The sequence below is a fragment of the Psychrobacillus lasiicapitis genome (assembly GCF_006861795.1).
GTDB classification, from domain to species: domain Bacteria; phylum Bacillota; class Bacilli; order Bacillales_A; family Planococcaceae; genus Psychrobacillus; species Psychrobacillus lasiicapitis.
This window is the reverse complement of the sequence record NZ_VDGH01000002.1, coordinates 408,118-428,898: the sequence shown is the minus strand read 5'-3', so window position 1 is coordinate 428,898 and position 20,781 is coordinate 408,118. Positions and strand designations below refer to the sequence as shown.

The window sequence follows — 20,781 nt, the reverse complement described above, 5'->3', positions numbered from 1 at the left end:
CTAACCTATAACAGAAAAAGAAAGGAAAGTTCATGGATCAGAACTTTCCCTTCTTCCAGTTCTTCTTTAGAAGAAAAACCTTTGTATATCATTCCACGTGACGACGACCATTAATACCATTAAAAGCATGATTCCCACAAAGTGAACCATTCCTTCTTTTTGTTTATCGACTGGTTTTCCTCGAATTGCTTCAAAGAGGAAAAATAATAATCGACCACCATCTAATGCAGGGAGTGGCAATAAGTTCATGATTCCTAAGTTAATACTTAGTAGCGCTGCCCAGTACATTAAATTAAACACGCCATATTGCGCAACTTCCTCTGTTGCTTTATATATTCCAACAGGACCTGATAAATCATCGATTGAGAAGTTACCTGAAATTAATGTGCCTAATAAAATAAATATTCGTTTGGTCGTTTCATATGTTTGCTCCGCTCCATATGGTATAGCTTTCAATGGATTTTTTTCAACTGGGCTCACATATTGAACTCCAATTTGACCAACTTTTTCTTTGCCCACCACGACTTCATTTGGAGTCATAGACAATTCTAATGTTTTGCCATTTCGATCAATCGTAAAGTTCATATTTTCATTAGGACTAACCTTTACTTCTTCTGAGAACTCATCCCATGTACTAATAGGATTTCCGTTAATTGCTGTTACTAGATCCCCGTCTTTCATCCCTGCCTGTGCTGCTGGGCTATCTGCTACTACTGTAGTGATAACGGGTTCGTATGTCGGAACCCCTTGAAACAAACCGAGCAATAAAAAAATGAAAAACGCCAATATAAAGTTAAAGAGCGGACCTGCAAAAATAGCCATTGATCTTTGTCCTACTGTTTTGGATCCAAATTGTCGATCATATGGAGCAATAAACGTTTCTTTCCCATTCTCATTGATCACAGCATTTCTAGCTACTTTATATCTAACTAATCGTTCCTCTTCATCGTACCCTTCGATGAACATTTCCTTCATCAAATCCGACTTCTCTACCTCTAAAAAAAGCATGTCCGGAAATTGTTTATTTTGATTTAGAACGATTTGGTCGATTTCATTGTCATTATTTACTCGAATCCCTAATCTATATCCGGGTTGAAGTTCGACAGAATCCAAATCTTCTCCTGCCATCCGAACATACCCACCTATCGGTAATAGACGAAGCGTATAAAGTGTTTCACCTTTTGTCATAGCAAAAATCTTCGGACCCATTCCAATCGCAAACTCACGCACCATTATTCCTGCTTTTTTCGCAAAAATAAAATGCCCTAGCTCATGAAAAAATACAATACTACCAAAAATTATTATAAACGCAATGGCTGTCTCCATTATATCCCACCTTCATTGTGTTCCAGCATTTCATGCATTATTTTAACATGTTTCGTACGGTTTTTCTCGTTTGGGCATCTACATGTAAGATAGTTTCTAAATCTGGACTTGAAATGTTCACATGTGCATCCATTGCTCGCTCTATTAGCTCATCAATCGTTAAAAAGCCAATCTTCTCCTGTAAAAATAAAGCTACCGCTGCTTCATTTGCCGCATTTAAAACAGTTGTCATCGTTCCGCCTGCTCGCCCTGCGTCAATTGCAAGCTTTAATGCATAATAACGATTATAATCCATTTCTTCAAAATGTAGCTTACCTATTTCCGCTAAATTCAATCGCTTTGCATGCGGACGCGGCAATCTATCTGGGTAAGAAAGGGCATATTGAATTGGCACTCTCATATCAGGAGTTCCTAGCTGAGCGATCACACTCGTATCTTCAAATTCAACCATGGAGTGAATAATACTTTCTCTATGTAACAATACTTCTATATCATCATAAGAAATATCAAATAGAACACGCGCTTCGATGACTTCTAATCCTTTATTCATCATCGTAGCTGAATCTATCGTAATTTTAGAGCCCATTGACCAGTTAGGATGATTTAACGCATCTTTTACCGTCACATTTTTTAGCTCTTCTCTTGTCCGGTCTCGAAAGCTTCCCCCAGAGGCCGTAATGATTAACTTGGCAATCTCTGATCTTTTTTCTCCGTTCATTGCTTGAAAAAGAGCAGAATGTTCACTATCTACAGGTAAAATAGGAACATTATATTCTTTTGCGGCTTGCATCACGAGATGACCAGCTGTTACCAGTGTTTCTTTGTTCGCAATTGCAATCGTTATTCCTTTTTTGATAGCTTCCAGTGTCGGATTCAACCCAACACTTCCAAGGACAGCATTCACTAACACATCGGCATTTGTATGCGCAGCAACTTGTACTAATCCTGCGTCTCCGTACACGAATTCTACGTGAGAAAATTCGCTTTGTAATTGACTCGCATCTTCTTCATTTATAACAGATACTAATTGCACAGGAAATTCACGCAAGATTTTTCTTGTCTCTGCGATATTTTTTCCGACTGAAAATGCAACCAGCTGAAACTGCTCCGAATGCTCTCTTATAATATCTAATGTTTGAATACCTATTGAACCGGTAGCCCCTAATAAACTTATTCTTTTTCGCATGAAATTATGTCTCCTTAGATGAAATGTAAAAAGTGTAGTAATGGTAAGACGAATAATAGACTATCAAAACGGTCTAAAATACCGCCATGTCCAGGTAAAATCTTACCAGAATCTTTTACATTATAATGCCTTTTGATCGCTGACTCTACTAAATCACCTAGCTGCCCAAAAATAGATGCAGCAATCGTAATTCCAATTAATATAAGATAAGAATCCGTAAGCGGGCTTATAAAGTGCATGATAAATGCTGCTATTATTGCCCATATAATACCGCCGATAAACCCTTCTATCGTTTTATTTGGTGAGATCTCTGGCCATAATTTACGCTTTCCAAGTTTTCTACCTGTAAAATAGGCACCAGAATCTGTTGCCCAAACTACAATAAGCGCAAATATTAAATATGCTAATCCGGCATCTCTTGTCTCTATAAAATAGTAAAATCCAATTCCTACGTATAAAGTTCCTAATAACATAAATGCCGCATCATCGAACGTAAATCGATTTTTCACGAGTACTGTATAGATTAGGAGCAGAAAAACAACGACAAAAACCCATTCGATTTTGGAATGCCCCGTCATAGCAAACACATCATCCGCAATAGACGATGGCAATAAAAGCACAAATAAAAGGAGCAAAGAAATAGCCCCCGCAAATGAAAATATTGGTAACTCTTTCATTCGTAACAACTCATACACGCCTATTGCAGCCAAAATATATATAAGTGCAGTAAAAATAGATCCACCTAACCAAACAATAGGAAGAAAAAGTGCTGCTGCAATAACACCCGTAATTATACGTACCTTCAATTCCCTTCTCCCTCCTTCAATCCACCATATCTCCTATTTCGTTTTTGATAATTTTCAATCGCATCCATTAAACACGATTCATCAAAATCCGGCCATAAAGTGTCTGTAAACCAAAATTCCGTGTAAGCAAGCTGCCAGAGCATAAAATTACTTAAGCGCACTTCTCCGCTCGTACGAATAAGCAAATCTGGTTCACTTAAATTCTTTGTCATTAAGTGATTGCTTAATAACGCCTCTGAAATCTCTTCTAACGCAACATTACCTTCTTGTACATCACGAGCAATTTTACTGACTGCTTGAACAATTTCATCTCTGCTTCCATAATTCAAGGCAAAGTTTAATATTAACCCATCGTTAGTGGCTGTTTGGTCTATTGCTTTTTGTACAGCTCTTTTCGTATGCTCAGGCAATGATTCTATATTACCCATCATTTGTACTTGTACATTTTGCTCAATTAACTCCGGTAAATACGTGCCTAAAAATTCCTCGGGCAAGCGCATCAAAAACTCCACTTCCATTTTAGGCCTTTTCCAATTTTCAGTAGAAAAAGCGTATAAAGTTAACACTTTTATACCAACTTCATTGGCAAACCTAGTTATTTTCTTTACAGTCTTCATGCCCTCGTGATGACCAGCTATGCGGGGTAGTGCTCGCTTTTTAGCCCATCTACCATTTCCGTCCATAATAATTGCAATATGGCCCGGCAATTGTTCTTGTTGGGCATTTTCTTTTCGTTTTCCTAACGGAATACTTATCGATTTTTCACTTTTACGGATAAGTTTATTTAACATTCAAAAAACCCCCACCTTACTAACTAGGAACATATATGACCTATCATATCAAATATAACGCAATATAAAAAGGCGTCCCTACTCTAAAGGACGCCTTTTCCAAACAAAAAGTTCAAACAATTATTTGGATGCATTACTAAATTAGCTTATACTTCTAGAATTTCTTTTTCTTTATCCTTCGTAATTGCATCGATTTTATCAATATTTGAATCCGTAAGTTTTTGGATTTCTTCTGTGTAGTTTCTTAAGTCGTCTTCTGTAATGTCCCCAGATTTTTCGAGTTTCTTAAGATCATCGTTTCCATCACGACGAACATTACGAATATTCACTTTTGCTTCTTCTGCTTCTTTTTTCACTTGTTTTACTAATTCTTTACGGCGTTCTTCTGTAAGAGCAGGAATTGCAAGACGAATGATTGAACCGTCATTCGTAGGTGTAATACCTATATCCGACTTTAAAATTGCCTTTTCAATCTCTCCAAGAATTGACTTATCATAAGGCTGAATCGTGATCAAACGAGCCTCTGGAGTCGAAATACCTGCCATTTGATTAATTGGGGTTGGTGCACCATAATAATCAATTGAAATTTTGTCAAGCAAAGATGCATTTGCACGACCAGCTCGGATAGAAGCAAGTTCTCTCGTGTATACTTGAATCGTTTTAGCCATTTTATCTTTCGTTTGCTCAATTACTTGTTTCGGCATTATGAATTCCTCCTAACGACTGTACCAATCGCTTCTCCAAGTACAGCCCTTTTAATATTTCCATTTTCCATAACTGAGAATACAATAAGTGCGATATCATTGTCCATACATAATGTAGATGCAGTAGAATCCATCACTTGTAAACCTTGTTGAATTACTTCGATAAAGGATAATTCATCGTATTTAATAGCTGTAGTATCGGTTTTTGGATCTGCAGAATATACACCGTCCACATTATTTTTAGCCATTAGGATAACATCCGCTTCTATTTCTGCTGCACGTAAAGCAGCAGTTGTATCAGTAGAGAAGTATGGATTTCCTGTTCCAGCTGCGAATATAACTACACGCTTTTTTTCTAAATGACGAATTGCTCGTCGTCGTATGTACGGCTCTGCAACTTGACGCATTTCGATGGAAGTTTGAACACGAGTCTCAATCCCGCATTTTTCAAGTGAATCTTGTAGTGCAAGTGAATTCATAACCGTAGCAAGCATACCCATATAATCTGCAGTTGCACGATCCATGCCCATTTCGCTTCCTACTTTTCCACGCCAAATATTGCCCCCACCTACTACAACAGCAACTTCGACGCCTAATTCTACTACTTCTTTTACTTGCTCTGCTACAGACTTGATAATTTGAGGTGATAGTCCGAAACCTTGCTCTCCAGCTAATGCTTCGCCACTTAATTTTAAAACGATTCTTTTGTATTGTGGTGTGCTCATAGGTATCCTCCATCTCTTTTCTTGAAAAATAGGGAACACTAATTGCGTGTTCCCTAAAAGTATTGTCTATTTAGCGAAAATACTTATCGTATTTTCCACATTCAAATTAGTTACCTTTTACTTGGTTCATTACTTCTTCAGCGAAGTTATCTTCACGTTTTTCGATTCCTTCACCAACAGCATAGCGAGTGAATGAAACTAGTTTACCACCAGTTGATTCAACGAATACGCCTACTTTTTGATCAGGGTTTTTAACGAAAGATTGATCTAATAAGCAAACTTCTTCGAAATATTTGCCAAGACGACCTTCTACCATTTTCGCAACGATATTTTCTGGTTTACCTTCGTTTAATGCTTGTTCAGTTAATACTTTACGCTCACGCTCTACTTCATCAGCAGATACTGCGTCACGAGAGATGTGTGCAGGGTTAAGTGCTGCAACGTGCATTGCAACATCTTTAGCTGCTTGCTCGTCAGTTGAACCTTCAAGTACAGTTAAAACACCAATGCGTCCACCCATGTGTAGGTAAGGACCGAATGCATCTGCATCTGTTTTAGTTTCTACTACAAAACGGCGAAGTGTAATTTTTTCTCCGATTTTTGCAACTGCGTTAGAAATAGCGTTTTCTACTGTTACACCTTCTTCAAGTGTAGAAGCTAAAGCTTCCTCTACTGAAGCTGGTTCAGTTGCTAATAAATGTGTAGCAACTTGTTGTACTAATTGTTGGAAAGCTTCGTTTTTTGCAACGAAATCTGTTTCTGCATTCATTTCTAAAAGTACAGCTTTGTTTCCATCAATTTGGATGTAAGTAGTACCTTCAGCTGCAATACGGTCAGCTTTTTTAGCTGCAGAAGAAAGACCTTTTTCACGTAAAAAGTCGATTGCTGCTTCTAAATTACCTTCTGTTTGTACTAAAGCTTTTTTACAATCCATCATACCTGCGCCAGTTTTTTCACGCAATTCTTTTACCATTTGTGCTGTAACTGCCATTTAAAATTCCTCCTAGTACGAATAAATTCATCTTCTCAAAAAAAGGTGATAAGAGGTTTGGCCGCTTATCACCTGTTAACTACATGTGTCTTACTCAGCAGCAACTTCAGCTGGAGTTACTTCTTCGTCTTCACCTTGTCTTGCTTCAAGTAATGCATCCGCCATCTTAGCTGTTAATAATTTAACCGCACGAATTGCGTCGTCATTTGCAGGAATTACATAGTCGATTTCATCTGGATCACAGTTTGTATCAACGATTCCTACTAATGGAATGTTCAGTTTACGAGCTTCCGCAACAGCAATACGCTCTTTGCGTGGGTCAACTACGAACATTACATCTGGAATAGCTTTCATATCACGGATACCGCCTAAGAATTTAACAAGACGTTCGTGTTCTTTTTTAAGTTGAACTACTTCTTTTTTAGGAAGTACATCGAATGTACCGTCTTCTTCCATTTTTTCAATCGCTTTTAGACGAGCTACACGTTTTTGAATAGTACCGAAGTTTGTTAAAGTACCACCTAACCAACGTTGGTTGATGTAGTAGTTACCTGAACGTTCAGCTTCTTCTTTAATAGCTTCTTGCGCTTGTTTTTTAGTTCCAACGAATAGAACTTTTCCACCGTCTTGACCTACTTGACGCATGAAATCGTAAGCTTCTTCTAATTTTTTCACCGTTTTTTGAAGATCGATGATGTAGATTCCGTTACGCTCAACAAAAATGTATTTTTTCATTTTTGGGTTCCAACGGCGAGTTTGGTGTCCAAAGTGTACACCAGCCTCAAGTAATTGTTTCATTGAGATTACTGACATGATAATTCCTCCTGGTTTGGTTTAGTCTTCCGCAGTCATCATTTTTCTTTAGCTACTCTTTTATTTTATAAAAGAGCACCTGCTAAATCCATCCGAACTGCGTGTGTATTCATACCGTATTGTAATATACCATACATATTTCATACTTTCAACTATTTTAATGCTTAAACTTTAAGAAAAGCTCTACTTCTGTTTTACCAATTTGAAGCTTTTGGGCAATTTCATCGATGCTTTTTCCCTCATCAGCATAAAAAAAGACTTTTTCTTTTATCGTAACCGGTTCCTTTTTTTCTGTTACCGATGCTGTTTTTAAATAGCTATTTGCGGCAAGTTGTTTGGATACAAATGCTTTTGGAACCTCAAAAACTGGGCTTTCTTCTATTTTACTTTCTTTTTGCTCAACCTGTTCTGTTGTTGCTGCCACAACGCGATCTGTTTGATTTAATTCTCGCAACAGACGATCATTTTCGTCTTTAATTTCGGCAATATATGCACTGAAGGAGTCTTCAATCTCGGCTAAGATTTGCTCTTGCTTTTGCTCCATGTTGTTGAATTTAGTTAGTTTTGCATGTAATAAAGCAATGAAGTAAAAGCTGATTAATTGAAGTAAAAATAATATGACTAGAATAATTGACGTCATTGCCTGCTCCTATCCACTAAAATCCACAAAATTCCCTTTAAAAGGATGTTTTGCCTCTTTCATTTCTTGTTCTTTTTTTTCTCGTTTTTTTCTTTCTTGCTCTGCTTGTTCTTTTTCTTTGTTTTCTAAATCCGCTTCTGCTGTCTTGTTCGATTCTAAAACCGTTTCTCTATTTTTTTCCAGTTGTCTTTCAGAAGCAGCTTGTGCATTCGCCTGGTTCACCGCACTTTGCTGTTGCATTTGTTCTGCGACTTTCCCAGCATCAAATGTTTTCGGAATAGCAATTTGGAGTTCTACACCTTTTAAACTCAACGGACTGCCTCCTTCAACGACTTAAGATAAAGTATTTAGTTGATTAATTAGTAGCATTCTAAAAAAATAGTGCATTATACAGTTATATCATTAGAGACTGCTAGATATTAGATAATCAACATCGTCGTCCTAAATCTCCATTACGTTGGATCTTAGGGAAACTGCGCGGTAAGATACTAAGATGTCCGCCATGATTTCCGCTCCAGGCGGACGCTTTCCGTGGGGCGAGCGGTGAGCCTCCTCCTCCACTAACGCTACGTGCGGGGTCTCACCTGTCTCGCTAATCCCACAGGAGTCGTCGCCTTACACTCCAATCAATAGAACCTACTAATAATCTCTATAAAGTAAGTCTTATTCCATTAATTTTGGGTTTTTCCTATAGAAAAACAATATAGTACTAGATTTAGTGCATCATTTCTTAGTAATGAGCGGACTCTACTGGATTGTAGCGAAAGGGTGGCGACTCCAGCCGGAATAGCTTGAGCTGAAGACCCTGGACTGAGCGTAGAGAAGGAAGCGGCTGAAGCCAAGCCGGCGGAAAGCGTCCACCCTGTAGCAGAAATCCAAGCGTCCACTTCATTTAACTCACTACCGCACAGTTTTCCTAAACTGTAAGCAATCAACTATCATTTTTTTCTTAGACATTCGTCATTTCACTAGCAAGTAGCTTTCGAAGTTTAAAGAGTGCTTTTGAATGGATTTGTGAGATTCTCGATGTCGATAGTCCGAGCATTTCGCCAATTACCGTTAAAGTTAACTCTTCTGTATAGAATAGGCTCAGCACTAATTGCTCGTTTTCGTTTAATTGCTGAATTTTGCCGGCAAGATCACGAAGTAATTCTTCTTTCACCATCTGCTGCTCCGGTGTTTTTTGGGCATCATCTCTAATCACAAAAGACTTTGAATCCGCTTCTTCATTATCTTGTAATTGCTCATCAATAGACAATACGTTAGAAAAAAAATGTTCTTGAACTGTTTGATAAACATCGTCTACCGGCATTTCGACAAAATCTGCTATTTCTTCTGCGGATGCATGCCTTAATAATCGTTGTTCGAGCTCTTCAATTTTAGATTCTAACTTCTTCGCCTTTTCGCGAGAAGATCTTGGAAGCCAATCCTCTTTTCTTAGACCATCGATAATTGCTCCGCGCACCCGAAAAGAAGCATACGTATCAAATTTTAACTCTCTTGAGTAGTCGAATTTATTAAGCGCATCAAATAAGCCCATCATACCTAGGCTTTTCAGTTCGTCTCTTGATATATTTTTGGGGATGCTTGCACCAATACGCTGAACATGATAGGTAACTAGGGGCGTATACTTGCGTATAAGTAAATCTCCGGCCTCTGAATCTTTAGATTCTATCCATTTTTTCCAAAGGAGTTCTTCCTCTGTCGAATTGTCTTTTGCCACTATTACACCCCTTTTCAATATATCTGATGAATATGTATATTATAACAAATTTCTACACAAAAAGGGGAGTCGAAAACATCGACATCCCCTACTTTCCTTGTTCGTTTAACATAGATTTGACATTTTTCTTGCTTTCCTTAGGAGAACGCTCTGCTTCATCTAAATATCTTTTACTCCTTGGTTTACCGTTCGAATATTTAATAGTTTCGTCATGGGATTAAATTCAATTGTTCTCCCGCTACTTCCACCTGTATCTTCCGCAACAATTGGTATGGAAAACTTTTTTAAATATTCCTTCACCGCTTCCACATTGCGAGGACCAATTCGCATGGTGTCTTTACCAGAAGTGAATTGGAACATTTGCGCACCACCCGCTATTTTAGCGCGTAATCTAAAAGGTTGTACCCCTTCTAATTTAAGCTGCTCTATCATAGCAGGTATACCAGTATCAGCAAATTTGGCTATATTAATCGTTTCAGTTCTACCTAAGCTAGAATCTGGGAGCATTACATGAACTAATCCAGCTATTTGTGACCTTTCATCATACAAGACGACCCCTACACATGAGCCCAGACCAGAAGTGCGTATCGTGTCTGGAGCTTTCACTGTATTCATATCCGCAATCCCAACTTTAACTACTTGACCTTGTCCAATCATATTACTGTAATCCTAAAGCAGTGAAAATAGCTTCAAATGAATCAGGGTCAGGCAGCAAGAAGAAATGTCCTTTCACACTACCACCATTCGTTGTATTTTCCTCAGTAATCGCAGTATCAATCACAATAACATAATCACTAATATGAGAAACTTCTACTAATCCAAAACTAACAATAGCTCCAACCATATCTACACTTAAAGCAGGTACGGACGGATAAATTCGAAGACTCGTAAAATCAGATAATGCAGATAGATAGGATCCAGAAAGAATATTACCCAATTCTTGCATAGCCGAGGCTCCTAACTCAGAAACTTCACCGTTTTGAAAATCCACAGTACTATCTTGAACTAACGATTGAATGAAGTGGTTAGCCTGCTCTACAGGTAACACAAAAAACATACTTCCCGTCACATCTCCATCAATTCGAAGATAGATACCTGCGACTACGTTTTCAGCTCCCCCTGCTAAATCCATCATATCGTCGAAAGATACCATCTCAACCTTAGGAACAGTCATCTCTATTTTTTTATTCAATAATGTTGATAGTGCCGTCGCTGCATGGGCAGCACCAATATTTCCTATTTCCTTTAAAACATCTAAATGGATCGAGGTGATATTTTTTTTATACATGTATTAAACACCTGACTTTATGGGATTTAATACGAGATGCATATGGAGCAATATTAATAAACGACTGTCCAGTTTAGCGACACCAGCGATATAATCTTCTTCAAATCCGCCAACTACTTCTGGTTGTGGCTCAATCGAATCTGTGGGAATGTCTAACACATCATTTGCTGAATCTACAATTACACCTACGTTCATCTCTTCTAACGTAATAATGATAATTCTAGAGGCTTCATTTAAGTTACTTTCTCCAAGTCCAAGACGATTTCTTAGATCTATTATTGGTGTTACCACCCCTCTTAAATTGATGACCCCTTTTACATAAGATGGTGTTTTAGGCACTCTTGTAATATGCGTCAGTTTTTCGATTCCTTGTACATGTGTGACCGGAATAACATATTCCTTATCTGCCAATTGAAAAACAACTACTTTTAAATTTGGAACATCTACAGCTTCTGTCATATAGTTTCGCATCCTTCCAGAAAGATCAATTACGCCTCGGGGTAATTGCGTCCAGAGGCTTTATCTTCGTTCAGCAGGTGTTTGAACACCCGCTGAACAGTAAACAAAATCACATTCTTCTCCCGAAGATAAAGTAAAACTTCAATCAGTGGGTGTTTTTCGACGCACAGGACGTGCTAGTGGGGACGTTGCGACACGGACGTCGCGCTTTTAGCCCCCGTCATCCCCCACTGATTGTTAAATGCGGGATAAACTCTTATATTATCAATGCATTACAATCTACGATTAATGCCACTTTACCGTTTCCTAAAATAGTTGCTCCTGAAATAGCAAAGACACTAGTCAAGTATGCTCCTAACGATTTCAATACAACTTCTTGCTGGCCGATAAACGAATCCACAACAAGTCCAGCTAATTTGTCCCCTTTTCGGACTAGGACAACTGAATGGAATTCATCTTTTGTGCTTTCTCTTGGTACATCAAACACATCTTCCAAAAATACTAAAGGCACTACTTTTCCTCGGAAATCGATTACTTTTTGATTGTGTGCATTTAATATATCAGATGAACGAATTATGGCTGTTTCAATAATTGAGGAAAGTGGAATTGCATATATCTCTTCTCCTAGTTCCACTAACATGACAGAAATAATAGACAATGTTAATGGTAATTGGATAGAAAATAAGGATCCTTTCCCTTCTGTTGAAGAGATCTCTATCGTTCCACCTAGCGATTCAATCGTTGTTTTTACTACGTCTAATCCAACGCCTCGCCCAGATACATCTGAAATGACATCCGCTGTAGAAAAACCAGAAGACAAAATAAGTTCTGCCACTTGTTTATCTGTTAAAGTCAAAGCAACTTCTTCACTTACAATACCTCTAGAAATAGCTTTCTTCAGCACTTTTTCCCGATTAATACCTGCTCCATCATCCTCAATTTCGATAAAGACATGATTCCCGCTGTGGTATGCTCGGAGTACAACTGTACCTTCTTCAGGCTTTCCTTTTGATTTTCTCACTTCCGGGCTTTCAATCCCATGATCAAGTGAATTCCGAATAAGATGGACAAGTGGGTCTCCAATTTCATCAATTACTGTACGATCTAATTCTGTTTCTGCTCCAATAACTTCTAAGTTAATCTTTTTATTTAAATCCCTAGCTAATTGTCTTACCATTCGTGGGAAGCGGTTAAATACTGTTTCCACCGGTACCATACGCATATTTAAAATGATATTTTGTAGATCTCCTGTGATTCTAGACATCCGTTCAACAGTCTCATCTAATTCAGCGTTTCGAAGATCCTCTGAAATGGACTGTAATCGACCGCGATCAATCACTAACTCTTCAAATAAATTCATCAGAACATCTAGACGTTCAATATTTACCCGTATTGTTTTGCTGCTAGTAGAGGCATTTCCTTTTGTAGCAGAGGATTTTTCTTTTTTCTCTGACTTCACTTCGGTAGTCTCAATCGTTTGTTCAGGAGTTTCAGCAGCTACTTGCTCCACTTCCTCTGCTTTGCTTAATTCATCCTGTTGACGAGTTTTTAATTGCTCTAAAGTTACAGCATGGACAACCACTTCCGTCACTTCAGAAACTTTCATTAGTTTCTTTTGCACGTCATCTTTTGGTTCATTAGTCACTAAGGCAATATAGAAAACTTCATCAAAATCTTCCTCTTCCAACTTTTCCACGGAAGGCGAGGATTTTATAACATCTCCCATTTTCTCCAATAGTTCAAAAACCATATACACACGCGCTGCTTTTAGCAAACAATCTTCTCGTAATTTAACGGAAATTTCATATGTATGATAATCCTGCTCCAATGATTGTTGGATGACAGTTAATTCGTAATCATCATAGTTTAACCAATTTTGTAAGTTAGAAGAATCCACAGCTACACTTTCTTCAATTGTAGTCGCTGCAACTGGTGCTTCTTCTCCTGTTTCTATTGCATGCAGTTTTTGTACTGTCTCTGCAACATCTAATTTCCCGTTGCCACCTGCCGCAATATCTAAGACCATTTCTTCCAACTGGTCTACCGCTGTAAATACAACATCCAGTAAATCAGCTGTTACATGCAAACGATTATTTCTTATTTCGTCTAGTACGTTTTCCATTTTATGTGTAAGATTTGCAATATCCTCGTATCCCATTGTAGCAGACATACCTTTTAACGTATGCGCTGAACGAAAGACTTCATTTACGATAGCGATATCTTCTGGATTTTTTTCCAATTCTAATAAGTGTTCATTACAAGCTTGTAAATGTTCTTTGCTCTCTTCGATAAACATTTCTAAATATTGACTTGTATCCATTTCTCAACACCCCTTTAAGGTAAATATTGTATGATAGCTTTTGCGATATTTTCTAAATCGACTATTTCGTTTACGGCTTTCGTTTCTACTGCTGCTTTTGGCATCCCATATACGATGCATGTGTCCGCCGATTCAGCAATGGCTACGACATGACCGTTTTTCTTCAGTTCTACGAGACCTTTGGAACCATCTGATCCCATTCCTGTCATAATAACAGCAATTTTATCGAAATCATTATAGTGACTATTATCCTCGAATAAGACATCAACTGACGGTCTATGTCCTGCTCTAGGCGCCTCTTCGTTATCTAAAACAATGCAGTATGTACTACCAACTTTTTGGATTTTCATATGATAGCCGCCAGGAGCAATATAGGCCTGACCATTGCGAATGATATCTCCATTTTCCGCTTCTTTTACTTCTATTTCAGCTAATTGATTGAGTCTTTCAGCTAAAGATTTCGTAAATCCAGCAGGCATATGCTGCACAATGAGCACGGGAGCTTGCATGTTTTTTGGAAGCTTTGTAATTACTTCCTGCAATGCTCTTGGACCTCCTGTAGAGGTGCCGATCAATACCATTTTTTTAGTCGTTTTACTCCAATTGGAAACTCTTTTTGTACTAACTAAGTTGCTCGCTACCGATTTTCTATCTAGTAATTTGGGCGTTGTTCTCGGAAGTTTAGTAGTTTCTTTGTTCAATTTACTAATGGTGACATGTGCAGCATTCTCTACTTTCGCTACTAGTTCATCTTTAATTTTATGTAAATCTAATGAAATCGTCCCACTCGGTTTTGCGACAAAGTCTACTGCCCCATATGCCATAGCCTGTAATGTAATTTCGGTCCCTCTTTGCGTAGTGCTAGATAACATGATAACCGCAACTGGAGTTTCTGCCATAATTCGTTTTAACGCATCTAGCCCATTCATCTCAGGCATCTCCACGTCTAGCGTAACAACATCAGGTTTTAAAGCTTTTATTTTTTGAATAGCATCCTTCCCATTACGTGCAATTCCAACCACTTCTATTACATTACTATCTTTGAAAAAGTCACCTATCAACTTACGCATAAATGCAGAGTCATCAACAATTAATAATTTCTTTTTTGGTAAAAGAACCACTCGCTCATGACCTCCTTGAAAATAAATTTTTCAACCGAGAGATGAATGTACTTTGGTGTGGAATATCTGTTTCTTCTACTTCCATCTTAGTAAAACTATTAACCATTTGTTTAAGCTTTTTGGTAATGGCGGCATTTGGATATAAAATGGAAAAAGGAACTTGTTCTTTTACGGACATACGTACAACTGGATCTTCAGGCAATGAACCAAGCACAACAATTTCTTTTGATAGAAATTTAGACATCGCAAGTTTTAACCTAGCTGTCGTATCAACCCCTTCTTCTTCCGAGAATGCTCGATTGCAAAGCAAAAAGAAGTTTTTATCTGGATCTTTGAAATAGATAAATTTCATCATCGAATAGGCATCTGTTATGGATGTGGGTTCTGCAGTAGTAATGACAATAATATCATCCACAGAAACTAGTAAATCCAAGGTTTGACTTGTTGCACCAGCACCCATATCAAACACGATGTAATCATAATGTTTTTGTAAATATTCAAACGCTTCGATCAGGCGATTGAACATTTTTTCATTCCACTCCATCACTCCTGAAAGGCCAGAACCTCCGGAAATATACTGTAGGTTATTCGGCCCTTCAAACATGACTTCTTCAAGGGTTTTTTCTCCGACTAAATAGTCCTTCAAATTAGTAGGAACTGTTTTTCCAAGCAGTATATGAATATTCCCCATACCGATGTCCATATCTATTAGTACTACTTTTTTCCCTATCTCACTTAAGGTGGTCGTGAAATTCATCGAAAAATTACTTTTCCCAACGCCACCTTTTCCACTGACAACCGCAATAGATCGACCTAGCTTTTGCTGACTTTGAAGCATTCGCAGCCTTAACTCTTCAGCTTGATCTCTCATAACGAGTCCCCTTTAATAAATAAATTAAGTAATTCCTCTAGACTAGTTTCCATGATATCCTCGGGGACTTCTTGACCATCCGTATAGTAAGCAAGTCCCTTCTTATATTTAACCATTAAATTAATAATGGAGCCAATAGAATTTGTTTCATCTACTTTTGTAAAAATAAATTTTTCAATCGGAAATTCCTTGAATTGCTCAATAATCACTTCCATATCCCTCTGTTTAGAAGTAGAAGATAGCACAAGAAATGTTTCTGTATTCTCTTTTAAATCAATTAACTCTTGTAAGTCTTCTACAAATTTCGCTTCTTTGTAATTTCTTCCTGCTGTATCGATAAATACTACATCTAATGCTTCGAATTTCTGCATTGCTTGTTGCAAGTCCTGTTCGTTATAAACAATTTCAATTGGTGCTTGTAATAGTCCTGCATAGGTCTTTAATTGTTCAATTGCTGCAATTCGATATGTATCTGTCGTAATAAATCCCACTTTTTTCTTTTTTTCCAATACAGCACGAGCAGCCATTTTCGCTATGGTAGTTGTTTTTCCGACTCCAGTCGGCCCTAGCACGTTGATATATTTCTTCTTATAGGAAATACCGCCAAATGGAAATGCCTCAAGCTGAGATTTCAAGTAATCTTTCGCCAATTTTTGCTGCATTTCTAGGGAAATATGGTTCTCGTTTTTTTTCATATGCACGAAAAGCTCATCACTGATCGATGTGATAAGCTCTTCTGCTAGTTCTTGCTCCTTGAATGATGAATAAGAGCTTCCAGTTCATCCGGATAAGTCCTATTCGGTTGTTGACGCCCTATCGTCTTAACCATTTGTTTTAAGTCTTCTAATTCTTTTTTGATCGCAATTGAATGAAGATCTTCTTGTACTTGTTGAATGGCCGGCTTTTCTAGGCTAGGCTCTGGACTTTCCATTGAATCCATTCCCGCTAATACTTCAATCGATTTCTTTTTAAACAAACCTAAAAAACCTTTCGAATAGACTACCTTAGAACTTAAAATGACTGCCTCTTCTCCCAATTCTTTTCGGATTAGTTTCATCGCCTCAGGCATCGTATCAGCCGTATATTTTTTCATTTTCACTCTACATTCACCACCCCAACACTTTGTACCTCAATAGATGACTCTAGTTCGTTGTAAGAAAGAATCGGTATTTGAGGGAAATATCGTTCTGTCATTTGTCGCAAGTACATGCGTACCGCAGGAGAACATAGAACAATTGGTGATTGCTCCATTAAAGAAGCTCGTTCTATTTCCCTTGCCATGGATTCTAAAATGGCTTGTGAATCATTTGGATCTATAGATAGATAGTTCCCATGTTCTGTTTGCTGAATACTATCCGCTATTAATTTTTCTACTCTTCCTGAAACGGTTAGCACTTTTAAAACATGATTATTCCCTGCATATTGCGTTGTTATTTGTTTTGCTAATGACTGTCTCGCATACTCGGTTAATATATCGACATCGGACGTCATTTTTGAATAATCGGCAAGTGTTTCAAAAATGATCGGCAAGTTTCGTATGGACACATGCTCACGCAATAAATTCCCTAAAACTTTTTGAATTTCTCCAACAGTTAAAGGTGTAGGCGTAAGTTCATCCACAAGGATTGGGTACGTTTCTCTAATATGGTCAATTAACTGTTTCGTTTCTTGACGACCCAGCAATTCATGTGCATTGTTTCGAATAATTTCCGTCATATGTGTGGATACAACACTTGGTGGATCTACAACTGTATAACCAAGTATTTCGGCTTCCTCTTTTACCGACTCTGTTATCCATTTTGCTGGTAATCCAAAAGAAGGTTCAATTGTATCAATACCCTCAATCGAATCATCATCTCCGGGACTCATGGCTAAATAGTGATCAAGTAATAGTTCTCCTCTTGCCATCTCGTTTCCTTTAATTTTAATCCGATATTCATTTGGTTGTAGCTGAATATTATCTCGAATACGAACGACCGGAATAACCACTCCAAGTTCAAGTGCTAACTGTCTACGAATCATGACTACCCGATCGAGTAAATCGCCGCCCTGTGCCGTATCTACTAACGGGATCAGTCCATAACCGAATTCAAATTCGATCGGATCCACATTTAATAGATTAATAACATTTTCAGGGCTTTTCATCGTATCGGTTGCAACTTCCTCTTCATATTCTTCGATTTCATCTGGACTTTCTTTCGTACTTTTCGACATCATATAAGCCCCTACTGCAAGTGCAATCGAAACTGGAAATGTGAGTATTATTCCAATAGGAGTAATAATACCAAGCAAAGCTATCGTAGCAGCTGCAACGTATAAAAGTTTTGGCTGATTAAATAATTGCCCCGTAATGTCTCCACCTAAATTACCTTTAGACGCTGCTCTTGTAACTACAATACCAGTCGCTGTAGAGATTAATAACGCTGGAATTTGCGAAACAAGACCATCCCCAACAGTTAAGGTAGAAAAAAGAACTGCTGCTTCAGCAAAAGGAAGACCAAATTGAACAACACCAATGATAATCCCAACCAAAAGGTTAATAATGACAATAATTATTCCAGCTATTGCATCCCCTTTTACGAATTTGGTAGCACCATCCATTGCTCCGTAAAAGTCAGCTTCTCCACTAACTTTTTCACGTCTTTCTCTTGCCTCTTTTTCAGAAATCATCCCAGCATTTAAATCAGCGTCAATACTCATTTGTTTACCAGGCATAGCATCTAGCGTAAAACGAGCGGCAACTTCAGATACTCGTTCCGCCCCTTTAGTAATTACAATGAAATTGATAATAACTAAAATAGCAAATACTACTAAACCAACTAATATATTACCTCCCGTTACAAACGTACCGAAAGTTTCAACTACTGTCCCCGCGTCCCCTTCCGCTAAAATCGCTCTTGTAGTGGATACGTTCAATGCGAGTCTAAACAAAGTTACAAGTAATACGACCGTAGGAAAAACGGAAAACTGTAAAGCCTCTTGCATATTCATAGCAGTCATTAATATCAATAAAGCTATGGTAATATTGACTATTATCAGAAAACTTATCAACCAATGAGGAAGAGGTATTACTAGCATAGCCACAATGGAAATTACAGCTGCTAAAACGGATATATCGCGGATTTGCATATACTTCCACCTCAATCTTTGCCTTTAAATTTTTTGTTTAATTCGATATACATAAGCTAGCACTTCAGCGATCGCCTTAAAAAATTCATCTGGAATTCGTTGACCAATTTCTACTTGGTCAAACATCGCTCTGGCAAGTGGCCTATTTTCTACCATCACTACATCGTTTTCTTTTGCAATCAGCTTAATCTTTTGAGCAATAAGATCTGCTCCTTTAGCAACAACTATAGGGGCATCCATCAATTCATCATCGTACTTTAATGCAATGGCAAAATGCGTAGGGTTTGTAATAACCACATCCGCGGTAGGGACTTCTTGCATCATACGTCGCATAGCCATTTCCCTTTGCCTTTGTCTTATACGAGATTTAATGATTGGATCTCCCTCTGAGTTTTTATGTTCATCTTTAATGTCCTGCTTCGACATTTTTAAGTTTTTTTCGTAGTCAAATCGTTGATAAAAGAAATCTAATATCGATATAAATAACAACACGACAGATGCCGCTATTCCCATCATCCCCGTTAACCAGCCGACGGTCGATAATGTATCCCAAGCTGTTTTAAAGGACAAGGACAATACTTGTTCTAAATTCATCCATAAAATAAGCGTTGTTACCGAACCGATAAACGAAATTTTCAATATTGATTTCAATAGCTCGATAATTGCTTTAAGAGAAAAAATACGTTTTAATCCTTTAATCGGATCAATCTTTTTTAGATCAAACTTGAGTGGTTCCGTTGTAAAAAGCAATCCAAATTGAAAAAAGTTTGCAGCGATTGCAGCCACTACAGCTACTAGCATAATCGGCAGTAAGATAACTGCCATTTCCATTAATAAATCCTTATAAATCTCAATGGACGTCTCAATGGTCAATGTTTCAACTAACATATATTTGGTAAACGTCACATCAAAAAAAGAAAAAATTTCTGATCGTAAAAATCCCGAAAAGAAAAATAAAAACAAAAAAACGGCAAGTAACACGATCGCACTTGTAACATCTTGGCTTTTTAATACTTGTCCTTTTTTACGCGAATCTTGCCTCTTTTTAGGGGTCGCTTTTTCTGTTTTTTCTCCAGCAAAAAACTGTAAATCTAATTGGAGTCTGAACATATTAGCCACCTCCTAAAATAATCATTAAATCGCGCATACTGACGACCATAATTTCAAACATTTTCTGAACAACTGCCATTAAAACACCCATCATAACGAGCAGTACTAAGAAACTAACTCCTATTTTAATAGGAAACCCTATTACAAAAATATTTAACTGAGGAACGGTTCTTGCCGTGATACCTAAAGCAATATCTACTAAAAAAAGAGTTGCAACAATTGGAATCGACATTTGAAAGGCTACCGCAAAAATACCCGCAAATGTTCTCATGATAAACTCCACATAATTTTCTTGTCCAAATGCTGGCCACATAAGCTCCATCGGGATAAATTGATAGCTATAAAAAACACCATCTAACAATAAATGATGACCATTTAGAGCAAGCAGCAAAAGAAGTGCTAAGGTATTCAAAAATTGACCGACTAAAGGACTTTGCGCACCAGTTTGTGGATCAATAACATTCGCAATAGCAAACCCCATCTGAAAGTCGATAAACCCTCCAGCGATTTGTACAGCGGACATAATGATATAAGCGAGTAATCCAATAAACAAGCCTACCATTACTTCTTTTATAATTAATAAAAGATAATCCCCATTCACATCAAATGGTTCTACATCCATCGTATAATACATCATCCACGATAGGACAACCGCAAGAGCAATCCGGTGCGATGCAGGTATCGTACGATGGGAAAAAAGAGGCAAAATGACGAAAAAGGCAGAAACTCTTGCAATGATTAGTAATAATACAGTTAAACTAGGTATAATTTCTTCCAT

The 20,781-nt window shown here is 37.8% G+C and carries 22 protein-coding genes; all 22 read right to left on the bottom strand.

Annotation, left to right across the window (positions count from 1 at the left end):
- Nucleotides 1-66: 66 nt before the first annotated feature.
- The 22 genes from rseP to fliR all read right to left on the bottom strand — a co-directional run bounded on the left by rseP (nucleotide 67) and on the right by fliR (nucleotide 20,781).
- Nucleotides 67-1,326: an RIP metalloprotease RseP gene (gene rseP / locus FG382_RS05015; RefSeq protein WP_142537792.1), complete on the bottom strand. Its 1,260-nt coding sequence runs from the start codon at nucleotides 1,324-1,326 to the stop codon at nucleotides 67-69.
- 37 nt (nucleotides 1,327-1,363) lie between these two features.
- Nucleotides 1,364-2,512, bottom strand: coding sequence for a 1-deoxy-D-xylulose-5-phosphate reductoisomerase (dxr, locus tag FG382_RS05010; RefSeq protein WP_142537791.1), 1,149 nt, complete (start codon nucleotides 2,510-2,512; stop codon nucleotides 1,364-1,366).
- 14 nt (nucleotides 2,513-2,526) lie between these two features.
- A complete protein-coding gene (locus FG382_RS05005) occupies nucleotides 2,527-3,318 on the bottom strand; it encodes a phosphatidate cytidylyltransferase (RefSeq protein WP_142537790.1) in 792 nt (263 codons plus the stop codon).
- Nucleotides 3,315-4,109 (bottom strand): undecaprenyl pyrophosphate synthase, encoded by a 795-nt coding sequence (locus FG382_RS05000; protein WP_142537789.1) that lies wholly within the window; start codon nucleotides 4,107-4,109, stop codon nucleotides 3,315-3,317. Before FG382_RS05000 ends, FG382_RS05005 begins: the two co-directional genes overlap by 4 nt.
- Before the next feature lie 146 nt (nucleotides 4,110-4,255).
- Nucleotides 4,256-4,813, bottom strand: coding sequence for a ribosome recycling factor (gene frr / locus FG382_RS04995; RefSeq protein WP_142537788.1), 558 nt, complete (start codon nucleotides 4,811-4,813; stop codon nucleotides 4,256-4,258).
- On the bottom strand, nucleotides 4,813-5,538 hold the full coding sequence (gene pyrH / locus FG382_RS04990) for a UMP kinase (protein WP_142537787.1): 726 nt from the start codon (nucleotides 5,536-5,538) through the stop codon (nucleotides 4,813-4,815). Before pyrH ends, frr begins: the two co-directional genes overlap by 1 nt.
- A gap of 106 nt (nucleotides 5,539-5,644) precedes the next feature.
- Nucleotides 5,645-6,529: a translation elongation factor Ts gene (gene tsf, locus FG382_RS04985; protein WP_142537786.1), complete on the bottom strand. Its 885-nt coding sequence runs from the start codon at nucleotides 6,527-6,529 to the stop codon at nucleotides 5,645-5,647.
- Between the two features lie 90 nt (nucleotides 6,530-6,619).
- Nucleotides 6,620-7,342: a 30S ribosomal protein S2 gene (gene rpsB, locus FG382_RS04980; RefSeq protein WP_093263113.1), complete on the bottom strand. Its 723-nt coding sequence runs from the start codon at nucleotides 7,340-7,342 to the stop codon at nucleotides 6,620-6,622.
- 157 nt (nucleotides 7,343-7,499) lie between these two features.
- The gene (locus tag FG382_RS04975) at nucleotides 7,500-7,982 is read right to left on the bottom strand and encodes a DUF6115 domain-containing protein (protein ID WP_142537785.1); all 483 of its coding nucleotides are present in this window, start codon (nucleotides 7,980-7,982) and stop codon (nucleotides 7,500-7,502) included.
- Nucleotides 7,983-7,991: 9 nt separating this feature from the next.
- On the bottom strand, nucleotides 7,992-8,294 hold the full coding sequence (locus FG382_RS04970) for an RNA polymerase subunit sigma (protein WP_142537784.1): 303 nt from the start codon (nucleotides 8,292-8,294) through the stop codon (nucleotides 7,992-7,994).
- 637 nt (nucleotides 8,295-8,931) lie between these two features.
- A complete protein-coding gene (locus FG382_RS04960; RefSeq protein ID WP_229677259.1) occupies nucleotides 8,932-9,705 on the bottom strand; it encodes a FliA/WhiG family RNA polymerase sigma factor in 774 nt (257 codons plus the stop codon).
- A 159-nt stretch (nucleotides 9,706-9,864) separates the two neighbouring features.
- Nucleotides 9,865-10,362, bottom strand: a complete 498-nt coding sequence (locus tag FG382_RS04955) for a chemotaxis protein CheD (RefSeq protein WP_142537782.1) — start codon at nucleotides 10,360-10,362, stop codon at nucleotides 9,865-9,867.
- Between the two features lies 1 nt (nucleotide 10,363).
- Nucleotides 10,364-10,993 carry a chemotaxis protein CheC gene (locus tag FG382_RS04950; protein ID WP_142537781.1) on the bottom strand — a complete coding sequence of 210 codons (630 nt, stop codon included), beginning with the start codon at nucleotides 10,991-10,993 and terminating at the stop codon, nucleotides 10,364-10,366.
- A 3-nt stretch (nucleotides 10,994-10,996) separates the two neighbouring features.
- On the bottom strand, nucleotides 10,997-11,452 hold the full coding sequence (locus tag FG382_RS04945) for a chemotaxis protein CheW (protein ID WP_142537780.1): 456 nt from the start codon (nucleotides 11,450-11,452) through the stop codon (nucleotides 10,997-10,999).
- Between the two features lie 256 nt (nucleotides 11,453-11,708).
- The gene (locus FG382_RS04940) at nucleotides 11,709-13,772 is read right to left on the bottom strand and encodes a chemotaxis protein CheA (RefSeq protein ID WP_142537779.1); all 2,064 of its coding nucleotides are present in this window, start codon (nucleotides 13,770-13,772) and stop codon (nucleotides 11,709-11,711) included.
- A 14-nt stretch (nucleotides 13,773-13,786) separates the two neighbouring features.
- The gene (locus FG382_RS04935; protein WP_142537778.1) at nucleotides 13,787-14,893 is read right to left on the bottom strand and encodes a protein-glutamate methylesterase/protein-glutamine glutaminase; all 1,107 of its coding nucleotides are present in this window, start codon (nucleotides 14,891-14,893) and stop codon (nucleotides 13,787-13,789) included.
- Between the two features lie 4 nt (nucleotides 14,894-14,897).
- Entirely contained in the window at nucleotides 14,898-15,764 is an 867-nt protein-coding gene (locus FG382_RS04930; RefSeq protein ID WP_142537777.1) for a MinD/ParA family protein, read from the bottom strand.
- Nucleotides 15,761-16,459, bottom strand: a complete 699-nt coding sequence (locus tag FG382_RS23505) for a flagellar biosynthesis protein FlhF (RefSeq protein WP_373287549.1) — start codon at nucleotides 16,457-16,459, stop codon at nucleotides 15,761-15,763. The genes FG382_RS04930 and FG382_RS23505 overlap by 4 nt, the downstream gene beginning before the upstream one ends.
- Before the next feature lie 44 nt (nucleotides 16,460-16,503).
- A complete protein-coding gene (locus tag FG382_RS23500) occupies nucleotides 16,504-16,863 on the bottom strand; it encodes a hypothetical protein (protein ID WP_373287550.1) in 360 nt (119 codons plus the stop codon).
- Nucleotides 16,860-18,893, bottom strand: coding sequence for a flagellar biosynthesis protein FlhA (gene flhA / locus FG382_RS04920; protein ID WP_142537776.1), 2,034 nt, complete (start codon nucleotides 18,891-18,893; stop codon nucleotides 16,860-16,862). Before flhA ends, FG382_RS23500 begins: the two co-directional genes overlap by 4 nt.
- Before the next feature lie 24 nt (nucleotides 18,894-18,917).
- On the bottom strand, nucleotides 18,918-20,003 hold the full coding sequence (gene flhB / locus FG382_RS04915; protein WP_142537775.1) for a flagellar biosynthesis protein FlhB: 1,086 nt from the start codon (nucleotides 20,001-20,003) through the stop codon (nucleotides 18,918-18,920).
- Nucleotide 20,004: 1 nt separating this feature from the next.
- Entirely contained in the window at nucleotides 20,005-20,781 is a 777-nt protein-coding gene (gene fliR / locus FG382_RS04910) for a flagellar biosynthetic protein FliR (protein WP_142537774.1), read from the bottom strand.